The organism is Pantoea sp. X-Soil-TKNS-1211 (assembly GCF_059730495.1).
Window position 1 is genome coordinate 1,656,004 of the sequence record NZ_AP035953.1, and the last position, 13,332, is coordinate 1,669,335.

General features: G+C 52.6%; 16 protein-coding genes. 15 read left to right on the plus strand and 1 reads right to left on the minus strand.

The window, feature by feature from the left end; genetic code table 11:
- The 15 genes from AC6I8W_RS07925 (at nt 1) to AC6I8W_RS07995 (ending at nt 12,307) form a co-directional block, all read left to right on the plus strand.
- Nucleotides 1-660 (plus strand): hypothetical protein, encoded by a 660-nt coding sequence (locus AC6I8W_RS07925; RefSeq protein ID WP_497837678.1) that lies wholly within the window; start codon nt 1-3, stop codon nt 658-660.
- Between the two features lie 9 nt (nt 661-669).
- A complete protein-coding gene (locus AC6I8W_RS07930; RefSeq protein ID WP_497837679.1) occupies nt 670-1,224 on the plus strand; it encodes a hypothetical protein in 555 nt (184 codons plus the stop codon).
- Complete coding sequence (locus AC6I8W_RS07935; RefSeq protein WP_497837680.1) at nt 1,217-1,798, plus strand: phage baseplate assembly protein V; 582 nt, start codon at nt 1,217-1,219, stop codon at nt 1,796-1,798. The genes AC6I8W_RS07930 and AC6I8W_RS07935 overlap by 8 nt, the downstream gene beginning before the upstream one ends.
- Nucleotides 1,799-1,859: 61 nt before the next feature.
- On the plus strand, nt 1,860-3,320 hold the full coding sequence (locus AC6I8W_RS07940; RefSeq protein ID WP_497837681.1) for a phage tail sheath family protein: 1,461 nt from the start codon (nt 1,860-1,862) through the stop codon (nt 3,318-3,320).
- A complete protein-coding gene (locus AC6I8W_RS07945; RefSeq protein WP_497837682.1) occupies nt 3,317-3,823 on the plus strand; it encodes a phage major tail tube protein in 507 nt (168 codons plus the stop codon). Before AC6I8W_RS07940 ends, AC6I8W_RS07945 begins: the two co-directional genes overlap by 4 nt.
- Before the next feature lie 39 nt (nt 3,824-3,862).
- Nucleotides 3,863-4,156 (plus strand): phage tail assembly protein, encoded by a 294-nt coding sequence (locus AC6I8W_RS07950; RefSeq protein ID WP_497837683.1) that lies wholly within the window; start codon nt 3,863-3,865, stop codon nt 4,154-4,156.
- A gap of 105 nt (nt 4,157-4,261) precedes the next feature.
- Nucleotides 4,262-5,953, plus strand: a complete 1,692-nt coding sequence (locus AC6I8W_RS07955; RefSeq protein WP_497837684.1) for a phage tail tape measure protein — start codon at nt 4,262-4,264, stop codon at nt 5,951-5,953.
- Nucleotides 5,953-6,426, plus strand: a complete 474-nt coding sequence (locus AC6I8W_RS07960; protein ID WP_497837685.1) for a phage tail protein — start codon at nt 5,953-5,955, stop codon at nt 6,424-6,426. Before AC6I8W_RS07955 ends, AC6I8W_RS07960 begins: the two co-directional genes overlap by 1 nt.
- Nucleotides 6,401-6,616 (plus strand): tail protein X, encoded by a 216-nt coding sequence (locus AC6I8W_RS07965; RefSeq protein WP_497837686.1) that lies wholly within the window; start codon nt 6,401-6,403, stop codon nt 6,614-6,616. The genes AC6I8W_RS07960 and AC6I8W_RS07965 overlap by 26 nt, the downstream gene beginning before the upstream one ends.
- A 1-nt stretch (nt 6,617) precedes the next feature.
- The gene (locus tag AC6I8W_RS07970) at nt 6,618-7,685 is read left to right on the plus strand and encodes a contractile injection system protein, VgrG/Pvc8 family (RefSeq protein WP_497837687.1); all 1,068 of its coding nucleotides are present in this window, start codon (nt 6,618-6,620) and stop codon (nt 7,683-7,685) included.
- Nucleotides 7,686-7,700: 15 nt separating this feature from the next.
- Nucleotides 7,701-8,036 carry a GPW/gp25 family protein gene (locus AC6I8W_RS07975; RefSeq protein ID WP_497837688.1) on the plus strand — a complete coding sequence of 112 codons (336 nt, stop codon included), beginning with the start codon at nt 7,701-7,703 and terminating at the stop codon, nt 8,034-8,036.
- Nucleotides 8,037-8,039: 3 nt separating this feature from the next.
- Nucleotides 8,040-8,945: a baseplate assembly protein gene (locus tag AC6I8W_RS07980; RefSeq protein WP_497837689.1), complete on the plus strand. Its 906-nt coding sequence runs from the start codon at nt 8,040-8,042 to the stop codon at nt 8,943-8,945.
- Nucleotides 8,942-9,490, plus strand: a complete 549-nt coding sequence (locus AC6I8W_RS07985; RefSeq protein WP_497837690.1) for a phage tail protein I — start codon at nt 8,942-8,944, stop codon at nt 9,488-9,490. The genes AC6I8W_RS07980 and AC6I8W_RS07985 overlap by 4 nt, the downstream gene beginning before the upstream one ends.
- Before the next feature lie 2 nt (nt 9,491-9,492).
- Nucleotides 9,493-12,009: a phage tail-collar fiber domain-containing protein gene (locus tag AC6I8W_RS07990; RefSeq protein WP_497837691.1), complete on the plus strand. Its 2,517-nt coding sequence runs from the start codon at nt 9,493-9,495 to the stop codon at nt 12,007-12,009.
- 7 nt (nt 12,010-12,016) lie between these two features.
- Entirely contained in the window at nt 12,017-12,307 is a 291-nt protein-coding gene (locus tag AC6I8W_RS07995; RefSeq protein ID WP_497837692.1) for a hypothetical protein, read from the plus strand.
- Between the two features lie 495 nt (nt 12,308-12,802).
- Here AC6I8W_RS07995 and AC6I8W_RS08000 read toward each other — a convergent pair whose 3' ends face one another.
- On the minus strand, nt 12,803-13,324 hold the full coding sequence (locus AC6I8W_RS08000; RefSeq protein ID WP_497837693.1) for a DUF2778 domain-containing protein: 522 nt from the start codon (nt 13,322-13,324) through the stop codon (nt 12,803-12,805).
- Between the last annotated feature and the right edge of the window lie 8 nt (nt 13,325-13,332).

Here is a 13,332-nt window from a genome sequence, read left to right on the forward strand (position 1 = left end):
ATGTCACGAGAAAAGCGGCTAAGCCGTAATCTGCCGGTGGATATCGACATCAGTGCCATGTGGCGGATAGCGGAATCCCTCGGGGCTAACCATAAGCAGTTCCGGAACGCCTATACGCGCGCCCTACAACGCACAGGGGCGACCCTGAGAAAGCGTTCTATGGCTGATTTAAAGAGCGGGCTGGCTCCGCGCAGCATTCAGATGATGCGCAAACGCATTCTGTCCTTCCGCATTTCACGCACTGCTGACCTTGATACGGCAAAACTGTGGTTCGGCCTTAATGCCATTAAGGTAAAAGACCTGAAAGGGAGGGTGAAAGGGCGGATACGGCCTCATCACAATTTGCATGACCCAGAGACGGGGCGCTTTATCAAGGCCCGCCGCCGCCAGCAGCAGAATGCTGAGTTTGATCCTAAAGGTGAAGTACTGAATAACCGGACGTTTGAGAACGGCGAAGTTGCCCGCTCAAAGCGAGAAGGGCGACGCACTATCGTTATCCGTGACCCTGCCACGCGTCGTACCAGGGAAGCGGAGGTAGATGTCTACGGGGTTATGCTGGATTACATTGAGGATAATGCGTTCGCCGAGGTGATGGAAATATTCATGCACCACTTTGAAACCGATCTGCGCGGTCGGATTAAGGCAAAAATCAACGTATGAGGGTAAAGCATGTCAGAACCTTTACTGATGGGACGCTATCACGAAGCGGTGATCGCAGCCCTGAAGGCGATATCCTGGGTAAAAGATGCGGATACCTACCCCGAGCGGGATGTGCCGCGTTATTCCGGGCTGGTCACCCCTGCCGTTTATTTTGACCTGACTGACTGGACTGATAACGGCGGTGCGAGCGGTCAGCTGGAGGTCACGCTTAACGGCGATCTGTATGTGGTGGTGGATGCTGCCGGAACAGGCAGTGAGAAACCTGCTGTTTTCCTGCGCTCGGCGGCAGCTGACCTGACACAGTGGATAAACGGACAGCAATTCGGCCTTTCCAGCGTAGAACCGGCTACGTTTATTTCTGCAACACGGGATGAATTCGACCCGCGAATGGATGATTACCTTGTGTGGCGGATCAGCTTTACCCAGAGCGCGGCGTTTGGCGTTGACCCTTGTGAAAATCACGGAGCACCTCTCAGGCAGGTTTGGCTTGGCGTAGCGCCAAACATTGGCAGTCAACATATTGCCGATTACCGACTCATTCTGGGAGGTGAGGGCGATGGATGATGTCATCGGTGATTTGCAGAGGCGGCTTGCGAATATCATTCGCCGGGGCGTCATCAGCGAAGTCCAGCCGGGCGACATCCCGAAATGCCGTGTCGAAATTGGGGATATCGTGACGGGCTGGCTTCCGGTCTGTCAGGGGTTTGCAGGTTCTAACCGCAGTGATTCAAATCCGGCATCCGTAGGCGATCCCGTTACGGTACTTTCTGAAGGCGGCGACCTGAATAACGGTCGTGTTTACCCTGGCTGCAACACCGGTGCGATGCTCGTCCCTGATACCGATGAAAATATGCATGTGACCCGTTTCAGCGACGGCACCGAAATCCGCTATGACCGGGAAGCCCATGCGCTCACCATCACCCTGGCGGAAGAGGGAACATATACCCTCAAGGGCATCGGCACGCTGGACGGGCCGGTCACCATTACCGGGACGCTGGATGTTCATGACTCTATCACCAGCACCGCTGACATTTCCGACAGCTGGGGCAGCATGAGCAAAATCCGCATTATCTACAACGGGCATGCGCATGTTGAAACGGATTCAGTAACGAAACCCCCGAACGAAAAAATGTCCTGATCCTGTCTTCCTCTCTTATCACCCGCTACGGCGGGTTTTTTTATATACGAGGTTTATCTGTATGTCCGAATTACACGGCGTAGAAACTATTGAATTAACGTCCGGCGCGACGACGGTGACCACTATTGAAACGGCGGTGATCGGGCTGGTGGGCACCGCACCATCAGCCAGCACCGGCAGCGTAGCCACAGGCACGGCGGGCACATCAATTCTGGATAACCTGCTGACCTTCACGGCCAGCAGCCCCGGTGCAGACGGGAATCAGTTCACCGTCACGGCGGAAAGTGCCACCCCTGACGTGGATGAACCGGTCGCGGTCGTCACTTCGGCGGCATGGTCAGATAATCTGCTGCTGATTGTGCTGGGGTGTGATGAATCGGGTGTGGTCTCGGCTACCGCCGCAGAGGTTGTTGCTGCCGTTCAGGCGCTGGAGGGTGCGGGCATAACCGTATCAGGGACCGGGTCGGGCGTGGTGAGTGCCTTCAGCATTCAACTGAGTGGCGGCGCGGATGAGCCTTTCCCGCTTTACACGCCGGTTGCCATTGTGGGAACAAGTCAGATCAGCTCTCTGGGTTCGGATGGCTCGCTGTCAACGGCACTGGAAGAAATCAATGACCAGCGTAATGCCCTGGCGGTCATCGTCAGGGTCGAAGAAAGTGACAGTGAAACGACCCAGCGTGCGGCCATTCTGAAGGGCATCAGCGCGTTGTCAAAGAGTAAATCCGTCACTGCTTATCAGCCGCGCATTCTGATCGCGCCTGGCTTCAGTGAAGATGATTCGATTGGTAAAGCGCTGGAGACGATGGCCGGTAAGCTGCGTGCCATTGCCTATGTGGACTGTGCCTCAATGGCGACACTTCAACAGGTGGTCGAGCGCCGTCAGACCTACGGAAGCCGCACCGAACTTCTGCGTCCACGCGTGCAGGTGACCAATTCAGCCGGAGAGCTGGTTTACCGTCCCTACTCCGCGTTTGCTGCCGGTCTGCGGGCGCGCATCGATTATGAAAATGGCTGGTGGTGGAGTAAATCGAACCAGACTATCAACAGCATTGTCGGTCTTGAACAGATTGATGAGTTTATCCTGGGCGAAGTCAACTGTGATGCTAATCAGCTGAATATGCAAAATGTCACCACCATCATCCGCCGCTCCGGCTTCCGGCACTGGGGCAACAGACTGTGTACCACGGATACGCAGTGGCGGTTTGAATCGGTACGCCGGTCTGCTGACGTAATTGAAGACAGTATTCAGGACGCCATGATGGATTATGTCGATCGTCCGCTGGACAGAAATGACGCTGACGACATCCTGGAGACCATTAACTCATACATGCGTTCTCTGGTCAGCCTGGGGGCCATCTTTGGCGGTACAGCGACTCTTGATGATGAGCTGAATACCGCTGACACGATGGCAGCGGGCGTGCTTTACATCGATTACGACTTCGGACCGAAATCCCCCACCGAGCGCATCTCTCTCCGCGTGAAGGTCAACAACAATTATGCGATTGAGGAGCTGACTGCATGAGTGCGAAATCAGTTTTAAGAGCATGGACGTTTTTTAAAGATGGCGTCCGTATTCAGGGGGCGCATGAGTTTACGCCACCAGTGCTCGCCGTAACCAAAACCGATATGCGCACCGGGGCGCAGGATGCACCGACGCCGGTTGATGATGGCATGGAGGCGCTGACCTGCCAGATTAAATTCTACGGGCTGGACACGACGATGTTGTCCAGTTTTGGGTTTATCAGTGGCACTAAGCCGCGCTTCACCGCGTACCAGGGGTATCTGAGTAACGGCACTGCGCAGGGTACAACTGAGGTGATAGAGGGGTTTGTGATGACGGTGACGCCGGATGCGCGGGGTAATCAGAACCTGTCTGAGAATGCCGTCACCGTCGAAATTGCGGTCAGTTATTACAAAAAATCGCTGGACGGGACCACGCTGGTGGAAATCGATACAGAACGCTTTATGCGCAGCATCAACGGCGTCGACCAGCTCTCATCTCTTGCCACCAAAGTACGTGTTTAATCCAGGCGGCTGCACAGCCGCCTCTAATGAGGACAGCCTATGTATCCGGGTGAAAACAGAATTATTACGCTTTATACGCCAGTCCAGCTTGAGGGCGGTGCAAAACTGGAGAGCGTCACCATGCGGGAACCGCTGGTGCGTGACCGCATTGCCTTTTCAAAGGATCGCGGTACGGAAGAGGAGAAAGAAGCACGCATGATCGCCTCCCTGTGCAGTATTGAGGTAACGGACCTCTATCAGTTTACCGGGGCAGATTATATCCAGCTTGAGGACGCTTTTAATGTTTTTATGCTGCCGCCAGAGAAACGACAGAATCCGAAATCCTCCAGTTAGTCAGGCTGCTCGGGCGGCGGCTCAGTTTTACTTTTGCTGATTACCTGGACATGCCGCTCACAACGTTCCGTGATTTGGTGACCTTCGAAGTGGAGGATATAAAGTGTGGGCGGAATAAGCCAAAACCTTAAAGCAACCATTAACATCGGCGGGAAACTGGACGTCAGCTGGACGAAGTCGGCGGATGCTCTGAAAGCCAGTTTGAGCACGGTGGGGAAAACTTCGCAAAAGCTGTCAAAGGACCAGGAAAAACTGGCGGAGAAAATCAGACAGGCGAAACTCGCCGGAAAAAACGTCAGCGAGCTGACGAAGGATTACAAAAAAGTTTCCACCGCTATCCAGAAAACCAACGCGGAGCAGGACAAACTAAACCAGTCTCTTGAAAAAGCGAACCGGTTAAAACAATTCGGTGGGATGGGTAAGGGGATACTTCGCCGGAGCATGGGCATCGCCGGTCAACTGGGCAACATGATGGGCGGCGGTCTGCTTATCGGTGGCGGCGGCATTGTCGGAACAGCGATGGGTGCACTCCTTTCACCTGCCTCCGTCAATGCGCATACGGCGGAGCAGGCAGGGATAGCGCGGAGTTACGGGGTCAGCAGTGAAACCTTTAATGCCTGGGATTCGCTGGCAAAACAGTTTGGTATGAACGGAGAGAACGTCGGTGATCTCTTTGAGGAATATCTGCACAAAGCGGGGGAATATAAACAAAACGGTAAGCAGGGTGGACTCCAGGATGCTTTTGAAACGCTGGGGTTTAAGGCAGGTGACTTTGCCGGACTGAGTGATATGGAGCAGTTTAACAAAATCATTGAACGTGCCCTGACGCTGAAAGATGACTCTAAATCCTCATTCGCGCTGGATTCCCTTTTCGGCGGTGAGGCCAGTAAATGGCTGATGCTCCTGAAGCAGTCAGGAAAAACCCTCAAAGAAAACATGGACGAACAGCGGCGTTATAACCTTGTCACCGAAGAAGGCGCAGCAGGCGCAATAGAAGGTAACCGGGCAATGAGTAACCTTCAACTGGTGCTTTCCTCCGCCGTGGCAGAAATCTCCGGCCAGCTGGGGAACGAGCTTTCGCCGCAGGTACGTTCACTGACCGATGACCTGGCTAAATGGTTCCGGGATGGCGGAATTTCAAAGGTGACGCAGTTCCTGAAAAATGATCTCTACCCCAGCGCGCTGGCATTCGGTGAGGGGCTGGTTTATGTCGGCAAGGTGGTCTATGCGCTTGCGAGAAAACTTTCCTGGCTGTTGCCTGATGAAAAAGAGGATAAACACAGCGTCATGCGGGCGCTTGCCATGACCGGTTCTGTCCCCATTGCACAGAAAGCAGCGGAAAGCGTTGGCCTGACAGACTGGTTTACCCAGCAACTAAAGGCTAACCCTGACCTTCAGAAAGACGTGGTGAAAGCGTACACCTCCACACGCGGGTTTCTCTCTGACGACAATGAGGGTTTTTTCCGGCAGGTTGATCAGCTTACCGGGGAGTCAGCACCCTCATCATCTGCGCCATTCAGCTGGGATGATGAGAAAAAGAAATATCAGGATGTGCTCTCACAGGACCCCGGCGACAGTTCGTTTGGGTTTGACAGTCTGTTACGTCAAATGTCCGGGGCAGGCGACGCACAGCAGCCGCTCTACAGCAATAACAGCCGGAACACCTTTCAGTTCGATATTCACGTTGATGATGCGGAGAGTGGCAAAGCGATTGCCGGTGAAATCACTGACCGCATTAAAAATACCGGCATGTTTGATGACAACAATGCACTTTATGACGGGGGGTATAACTGGTAATGCTCGGAGATATCACAACAGCTTACGAGGCTACGGCAGAGCAGGCAGACAAAAAAACAAAAAACACCACCTCGCCCCGCGTGATGATGATGCTCGGATCATTCGCTTTTTCCGTCGATACCGCAGCATATTCTCAGCTTGCTCGCGAGGCCAGCTGGAACTGGCCGGAAATGGAAAGGATTGGCAGACAGGGCCTGCTTCAGTACACCGGAAAGCCGGGAAGAACGGTGAAATTCGACGGTGAATCCCACGCATTTTTTCGTAATGGCGTGGATTCTGTTGATGATCTTTACGACCTGGCCGACCAGGCGACGCCTCTGCAACTGGTGAGCGGTTACGGCGATGTGCTGGGCTGGTGGGTCATCACGACCTTTAATGACAGCGCGACCCGATTTTTGCCGGGTGGCGGTTTCCGTAATAAAAGCTGGAGTATGACGATCAGACATTATGGCGACGACTTATCAAACCCGTGATGGCGATGTGCTGGATGCCATCTGTGAGGACTGGTACGGTTCCGACAATCTTGCTGAAAACGTACTTACGGTACTTGATGCAAACCGTGGACTGGCAGCGCTTGGCCCCGTTTACCAGGCGGGGGTAGTTATCACTTTGCCGGAAATAACGGTGACCGTTAAAACTTCTACCACATCACTATGGGACTGATATGACTGCCATGAACCGATATGCGCCTTCCTTCAGCCTTTCCGTGGAAGACATAGACATAACCTCCACGCTGAAAACCTGTCTTGAAGAGATTAAACTGACCGATTATGGCGGTGCCACGCAGAAATCTGATGTGCTGGAGATGACCGTCAGCAGTCCGGCAATGAAGTTGCCTTCCAAGGGTGCACGGCTGAAGGTGGGACTGGGATTTGGTGGCAGCCTACAGGATAAAGGCTGGTATGTAGTCTGCGGCGTAAGCAGTAGCGGTCCACCCCGGAAAGTACAAATCTACGCAACTGCGGCCCCGCTTAATGCCCAAAAGCAGATTGGCGATGTGCAGAGCCATAAAACCCGCAGCTGGGATGCGCTGACGCTGGGGGATTTAATCAGCACTGTCGCTTCAGAACATGGTCTGAAAGCGAAGGTCGCGGAAAAACTTGCCGATATCGAAATCGCCCACATTGACCAGACCGCCGAATCTGATGCCAATCTGCTGAGTCGGCTGGCCCGCATGTACAACGCGGTCAGCAAACCGGCTGGAGGGTACTGGCTATTTCTTGAAAAAGGTGCCGCGCAGACCGTTTCAGGAAAGTCCACCGCGATGGTCACAGTAATGCCTGACGAGGTCACTCAGTGGACGTACAACGACGGCAACCGGGGCACCACATCAGGCGACGGCAAAGCGAAAAAAATCAGCGTTGATTATTATGATGAAGCTGACGGAAAAACCAAGTCTGTCAGTCTGGAGCATGAAGGCCCCGCTATCACCAACCCTTACACCCAGCACAGCAAGACTGTTGCTGAACACCAGGCTCAGTCACGTAAAACCGATGCGAAGCGGAATGGCAAGCGCATGACGTTATCCGGCCCCTGTCTGCCAGAGCATCTGGCGTTGACGGCAGAGTGCCGTGTACAGACGTCCGGTTTTGGTGAAGTTGAAGACCGAAGCTGGCAGGTGGAATCTCTCACATTTTCGTTAACGTCGAAAGGCATGTCATTTTCCTGGTCACTGGCTGTTGATATTCAAAGCTCGACCAAGAAAAAGAAGACCGGCCCCGCTTATTTTTAACTGACAGGTCACTTCATGAACGGAACCAACAGAAAGACGGGCGCAAGCCTGTCGGGGCTTGCACATCTGCGCCAGTCCGTAACGGATATTCTGACCACGCCAGTGGGATCAAGGGTCATGCTGCGGGAATACGGCAGTGATTTGCCTGATCTGACAGACCAGCCACAGGATGAGCTTACCAGGTTGAAAATCATCGCCGCGACCGCATCCGCGCTGGCTAAGTGGGAACCGCGAATCACGGTAAATACTGTCAGCGTAACCCGCGACGGGGAGGGCGTATTTGTGTTGACTGTTGAAGGCGAAAGCACCGAAGACGGCAGCATTGTAACGATTGATGGAGTGAAAATCTGATTTATGTCATCCAGTTACGATGTAATAAACCTTTCAGAGATTGCCGCACCTGATGCCATTTACTCTCCTACTTCAGAAGAAATCTTTTCAAGCTGGCTGACGAAACTCAGGGAACTGGACAGTGAATTCGATGCGCTGGTGGAATCGGACCCGGCATACAAACAGGGTGAGGCCAGTGCTTATCAGCTGACACTTGCTTTCCAACGGGTAAACGATGCGGTGCGTGCGGTTTTGCTGGCAAGCGCCACAGGGGACGACCTTGATCAACTCGGGGCGGCATTCAACGTCGCACGTCTGGTTATAACCCCGGCTGACGAAGATGCTATCCCTCCCGTGGAGGCTGTTTACGAAGATGATGATGCCTTCCGTGAACGCATACAGCTTTCGTGGGCGCAGCTGAACACGGCAGGTGCCCGTAATGCTTACAGGTATTATGCAAAATCAGCCGACTCTACGATTCTGGATGCTGAAGCCTACGGGCCTGATACGCATGGCAGGCCGGGGTGTGTTGATGTGTATGTTCTGTCCCGTGATGGCAATGGTGTGCCTTCCGAGGCACTGCTTCAGACGGTTGCAGATGCGCTCAGTGCTGATGAAATCCGCCCGTTGACTGACTATGTGACGGTTCAAAGTGCTGTAGTACCGGAATATGAAATCACGGCAACGCTGGAGATACCGGACGGACCCGATGCAAACACCATTCTGGACAATGCCATCAGCGCCTGCACCAGCTATGTCAGTCTTGCTCACCGCATCAACACGATTGTGCCGATTTCCGCCATATATGCCGTGTTGCAACAGTCTGGCGTCACCCGCGTTCGCCTGAGCAGTCCGGTGGCGGATATTGAAGCTGTTACAGGGGCCGCGCCGTGGTGCACGGCCATCAATGTAACAAGGGCAGCATCATGACGGCGTTTCGCTCCATTCTTCCCCCTAACTCACTCCTGTCTGAACGTGCTCTGGAGCAGGCAACAGCAGAGCCAATCCTTGCGCTGGATACAGATATGCCACGCACAGTAAAAAATCCTGATACCTGTCCGGTCAGTCTTCTGCCCTGGCTGGCATGGGAATACGCGGTTGATTACTGGGAGGCGGACTGGACTGAACAACAGAAACGACAGGTTATTCGTGATGCGGCTTATGTTCACCAGCACAGGGGTACACCGGGTGCGGTAAAGCGTGCGCTGAGTTCGGTCGGCTATACAGCTGAAATCATTGAATGGTGGCAGGAATCGCCGCAGCAGGACCCTTACACATTCCGCATCCGCTTTGGTATAGACGGTGCGATATCTCAGGAAAACTACAGTCGCATCCGACAGCAGATCAACCGTGCAAAAAATCTCCGCAGCTACCTGACAGGCCTGGAAGTTACCGCTGAAGCTGGCGTTCCGGGCGAGGTATGCATAGGTGGTGCTGTCACGATGTATGTCGATATTGATATAGCAGCAGGGTAAAAATGGCAGAAAAATATTACGCAATACTGACAGACCAGGGGAAGGTACTGGAGGCCGCAGCCATCGCCACCGGGTCCGGGGTTTCCCTCACGCAATTTGTTGTGGGGGATGGCGGTGGTAATGAACAGATACCTGATGCCACTCGGACGGAACTCGTTAATGAGTGCTATCGCGGGCAAATCACCTCCCTGGCTGTCTCTCCTGATCAGGATAATCAGATTATGGCATCGCTTGCGATGCCCTCCGGCGTGGGTGGTTTCACTATCCGTGAGGTCGGATTGCTGACGGCACAGGGCGAACTCTATGCGATCGCCAGCTGCGCGGCGATTGAAAAGCCTGTCGAGGGGGTGGCTGTCAGTCTGACCTTCCGGCTGGTGGTTTCCGACGCTGACGCTGTGTCGCTTATTATCGCGGACGGCGAGGGGGTTTTTCTTCGGCAGAGTAAAAATCTGGCCGATATCCCTGATGTGGCGATAGCAAGGGATAATCTGGGGCTGGGAAGCGCCGCCGTTCTCGATGTGGGTCAGGAAGCCGGAACGGTCGCTGCCGGGGATGATGAACGTTTTCGGTTTATTGGTCAGTGCCCGGACATTGAGACGCTGAGAGCGACCGAGCCAGCTATTCAGCGACAGCAGATTTACGTGCGCGAATATGCAAAGGGCAGTGGTCGGGGGGGCGGCACATTTGTCTATCAGGACCAGGACACGGCCACTGTTGATGACGGCGGCTATTATATTGTGACAGCAGGCGGAGCGCGCTGGAAGCGTGATATCACACCAGAAATGTTGAACGTTCAGCATTATGGCGCGGTGATGGATGGCGTTACTGACGATATGCCTGCGGTTAAACGCATGTATAACGGCACCCGCAATCTCAGTACGGCCAATACGGTCGGGATACGCATTCCGGCAGGTAAAATCGCGCTCTCCTCTTCATTTGACGAATCCGCCAGCGCAGAGCAATCGGTGTTCCGGTTGAAAGGGCCTGATGTCGAGTACGGCGTATCGCCCATCGTGCAGGTGTATTTTCTCGATGCTGCATCTTCCACGCCTGTTTTCCAGGTCAATGCCCGCCGCACGGATATCAGCGGGCTGAAGACGGAAGGGGCAGGGACGGTAACGCCCTTTTTCAAAAACGTCTGTCCTGCCGGACAGTATTACCGTGTGAAAGCGTTTCGCTGTGATGATAACGGCGGACCGGTGTTTGACGTGATGGACACCATTGATACGAAGTTCGATCAGATATATGGCTACCGGCTGGCTGGTGGTTTTCTAAAAACCAGGTGGTCTAACACCGTAGCAGGTGGCTGGGATCACGCTACTGCTATCGAGCTGTCCAATTCAAACTTTACGTCCTGCACCAGCACAGATGTTATCAGCGCCATACGCGCTACGCAGAGCATCATGCGTAATGTGTGGTTCTCCAGTAATGAATACACCTTCGACTTGTCACAGGGTGGTTGGCTGCTGGATACCGTTATTGTTGAGGCATCAACCTATCCGGCAAAAACACAATACGCCAAACTTCAGGAAATTAACTGCCGATATGAGCAGGGGGCGACCAAAGACAATACCCTGTCCGGCTATACGTCCGATATGGATGACGGTAATGATATTCCGAGCTGGGTCGTCAATGGTTATGACCAGGGTGCATTTAACCTCAATGCTACTGGGTCGGTTTTCAGCGCCGGTTTGGGGGCAGGCTTTCATTACCCGACCACCATTCTTGAGAATGGCAACAGCGCTGAAACCTGGTTTTATGTTGGCAGGATGAATATTCCGGCGCTGGGTCGCACGGCTATTGTCCGGTTTACCGGTGCATCAGGCTGGGACAGTGCAACGCGAAGTATTACAGCGCCGGGGGCCACGAACTTTGGCTCCGGGGAGGCGAGGGTCTTCCTGGAGATGAAGCAGCCTAATGCAGAAACCACCTCTGCGGTGGAAGCGCACTGGCACGGTGAGGCAAACTGTCCGATTAACGATGTCCGTATCGTTCATAACTGGCAGTTCATTTATCTCTATGTGAAGGTGGCACAGTACGCTCGCTATGTTGGTGTCTTTATGGAAACCAATGCGTTACCCCGTGCCAAAACCAGCACACCGTTTTATTTTCTTGAGTCCAATACACAGATCACCGATATCGACACCGTGGAGAACCTGGTCACAGCTCCGTGCCGCTGGACGGTGAATAAAGGCAGGTATGACGGTAACGGCTTTGGAATGGACATGGACAGCGGCGATTTACTACTGTACTCAACCAGCCTTCAGGGTGTGGCGGGGGCACATTATCTCACAGCCTATGTCAACGGAGAGCTTCGCTATCTTCCCATTTATGAGCACACAGGCTCGGTGCGTATGCCGCGTTATGCCTATGTGGATTTGCCTTCAGCAGTGACCCACGTTTACGGCATGGTGCTCTGTACCGATACCACAATGACACCAACTATGCAGCCGCTGTATTCAGACGGTGAATACTGGTATCCCGTTTCTGATCCTGAAGCATCCTGGAAACCTTCATGAGGAACTTATGACAGTCACAGCAAAACTGATGCTATTTGACGATGCTGATTATGGTGATATCGGAACGGCAGATGATGCCGGTTATTACGATGTCGCTTTCACGTTCTCCGGAGTAGTTGAGACCGCTAACGGTCAGGCAGTATGCAGCTTTACCATGATGGTAAACAGTGTGCTTATTAGTCGTCTGTTCCGGCTCAGTATTCCCTGCGGGACAGGTAGTGTTACGGCAGACGAAGCAGAATCCTCGCTTGATACTTATCTTTCAGAACTTCACAGCACTGCAACTGCTGCTACTTAATTGATCGTTATGAACGATCAATAATCAAGAATTGATCTGCATAACCACTTTGAAGTTGTGGATTTTAAGGCATATTTTCTTTGCATCGGGGAAATGAAAGGCAGGGAGCAGGAAATGTCACGACGGTCAGCATGGATTTTAATGGTGCTTTTCTGCACTTTGTTCTGGATAACCACACTAACAATGCTAAAAGCCGGTCTGTGACCGGCTTTTATTTGCAAGAAATTAATGAATGTAAGGGGTTAATTGAATATGGATTTCAACTCTCTAATTATATACATTGAAAAAAAATAAATCACAGTGGTCATTGAGAATACGGTAATTAGAGAAATGTAAAAATAAATATCATATAAAATCTCATCACCTATATCATCATTGCGGTAAAAGAAATGACCTATCCGGACGGCTAAATCAACGTTGAGCCATACTTCAGGATTCCCAATGCTTCGGGCTACAATAAGTGATATGAGGAAGAAAAATATAATTTTCGACACCCTACGGGCAAGTTTTGCGATCGCCATTAGCTACGACCTCCACCCAACCACGAGCCATCAGAGATTTCATGCAAGGAACCTGCATCGATGGTGTTCTCAGCAATGCATTTCTGATCTGTGCATAATCTGAGTTATGAGCGATTGTGATACAACCTTCAGAAAGATGGCCGGGATGAAGCCTGAATAATCCCCTACGAACACCATTAATCCAGGTACTATCATCAATGGCCCAATCATCTTTATACAATGCAAACCATTCATCACGGCCAAACTCTGCACCGTAGTATAGTTTATTAAACAGATCCTGAGACTTTGCTTTAATCCACGAACCAATACCGCCTGAGCCGCGTTCTACAATCCAATATTTACCAGGAGGCAAGGGTCCATCATTGGGGATGGCCCCGCATCCACCTTTATTTCGGTAAACCCCGTTACCAGAGAACGCCATGAACACGCCCACGCCATAAAGATTAAAGGGGGCATAATCCGCACCATTTAAAATTAACTTTCCATGCAGTGCCATTAGATTGC

Bases quoted from the DNA above. Each gene is read 5' to 3' on its own strand.
- AC6I8W_RS07990 (WP_497837691.1), top strand. From the start codon at position 9,493: ATGGCAGAAAAATATTACGCAATACTGACAGACCAGGGGAAGGTACTG.
- AC6I8W_RS08000 (WP_497837693.1), bottom strand. From the start codon at position 13,324: ATGGCACTGCATGGAAAGTTAATTTTAAATGGTGCGGATTATGCCCCC.
- AC6I8W_RS07995 (WP_497837692.1), top strand. From the start codon at position 12,017: ATGACAGTCACAGCAAAACTGATGCTATTTGACGATGCTGATTATGGT.
- AC6I8W_RS07965 (WP_497837686.1), top strand. From the start codon at position 6,401: ATGGCGACGACTTATCAAACCCGTGATGGCGATGTGCTGGATGCCATC.
- AC6I8W_RS07960 (WP_497837685.1), top strand. From the start codon at position 5,953: ATGCTCGGAGATATCACAACAGCTTACGAGGCTACGGCAGAGCAGGCA.
- AC6I8W_RS07980 (WP_497837689.1), top strand. From the start codon at position 8,040: ATGTCATCCAGTTACGATGTAATAAACCTTTCAGAGATTGCCGCACCT.
- AC6I8W_RS07970 (WP_497837687.1), top strand. From the start codon at position 6,618: ATGACTGCCATGAACCGATATGCGCCTTCCTTCAGCCTTTCCGTGGAA.
- AC6I8W_RS07985 (WP_497837690.1), top strand. From the start codon at position 8,942: ATGACGGCGTTTCGCTCCATTCTTCCCCCTAACTCACTCCTGTCTGAA.
- AC6I8W_RS07925 (WP_497837678.1), top strand. From the start codon at position 1: ATGTCACGAGAAAAGCGGCTAAGCCGTAATCTGCCGGTGGATATCGAC.
- AC6I8W_RS07935 (WP_497837680.1), top strand. From the start codon at position 1,217: ATGGATGATGTCATCGGTGATTTGCAGAGGCGGCTTGCGAATATCATT.
- AC6I8W_RS07940 (WP_497837681.1), top strand. From the start codon at position 1,860: ATGTCCGAATTACACGGCGTAGAAACTATTGAATTAACGTCCGGCGCG.
- AC6I8W_RS07975 (WP_497837688.1), top strand. From the start codon at position 7,701: ATGAACGGAACCAACAGAAAGACGGGCGCAAGCCTGTCGGGGCTTGCA.
- AC6I8W_RS07945 (WP_497837682.1), top strand. From the start codon at position 3,317: ATGAGTGCGAAATCAGTTTTAAGAGCATGGACGTTTTTTAAAGATGGC.
- AC6I8W_RS07930 (WP_497837679.1), top strand. From the start codon at position 670: ATGTCAGAACCTTTACTGATGGGACGCTATCACGAAGCGGTGATCGCA.
- AC6I8W_RS07950 (WP_497837683.1), top strand. From the start codon at position 3,863: ATGTATCCGGGTGAAAACAGAATTATTACGCTTTATACGCCAGTCCAG.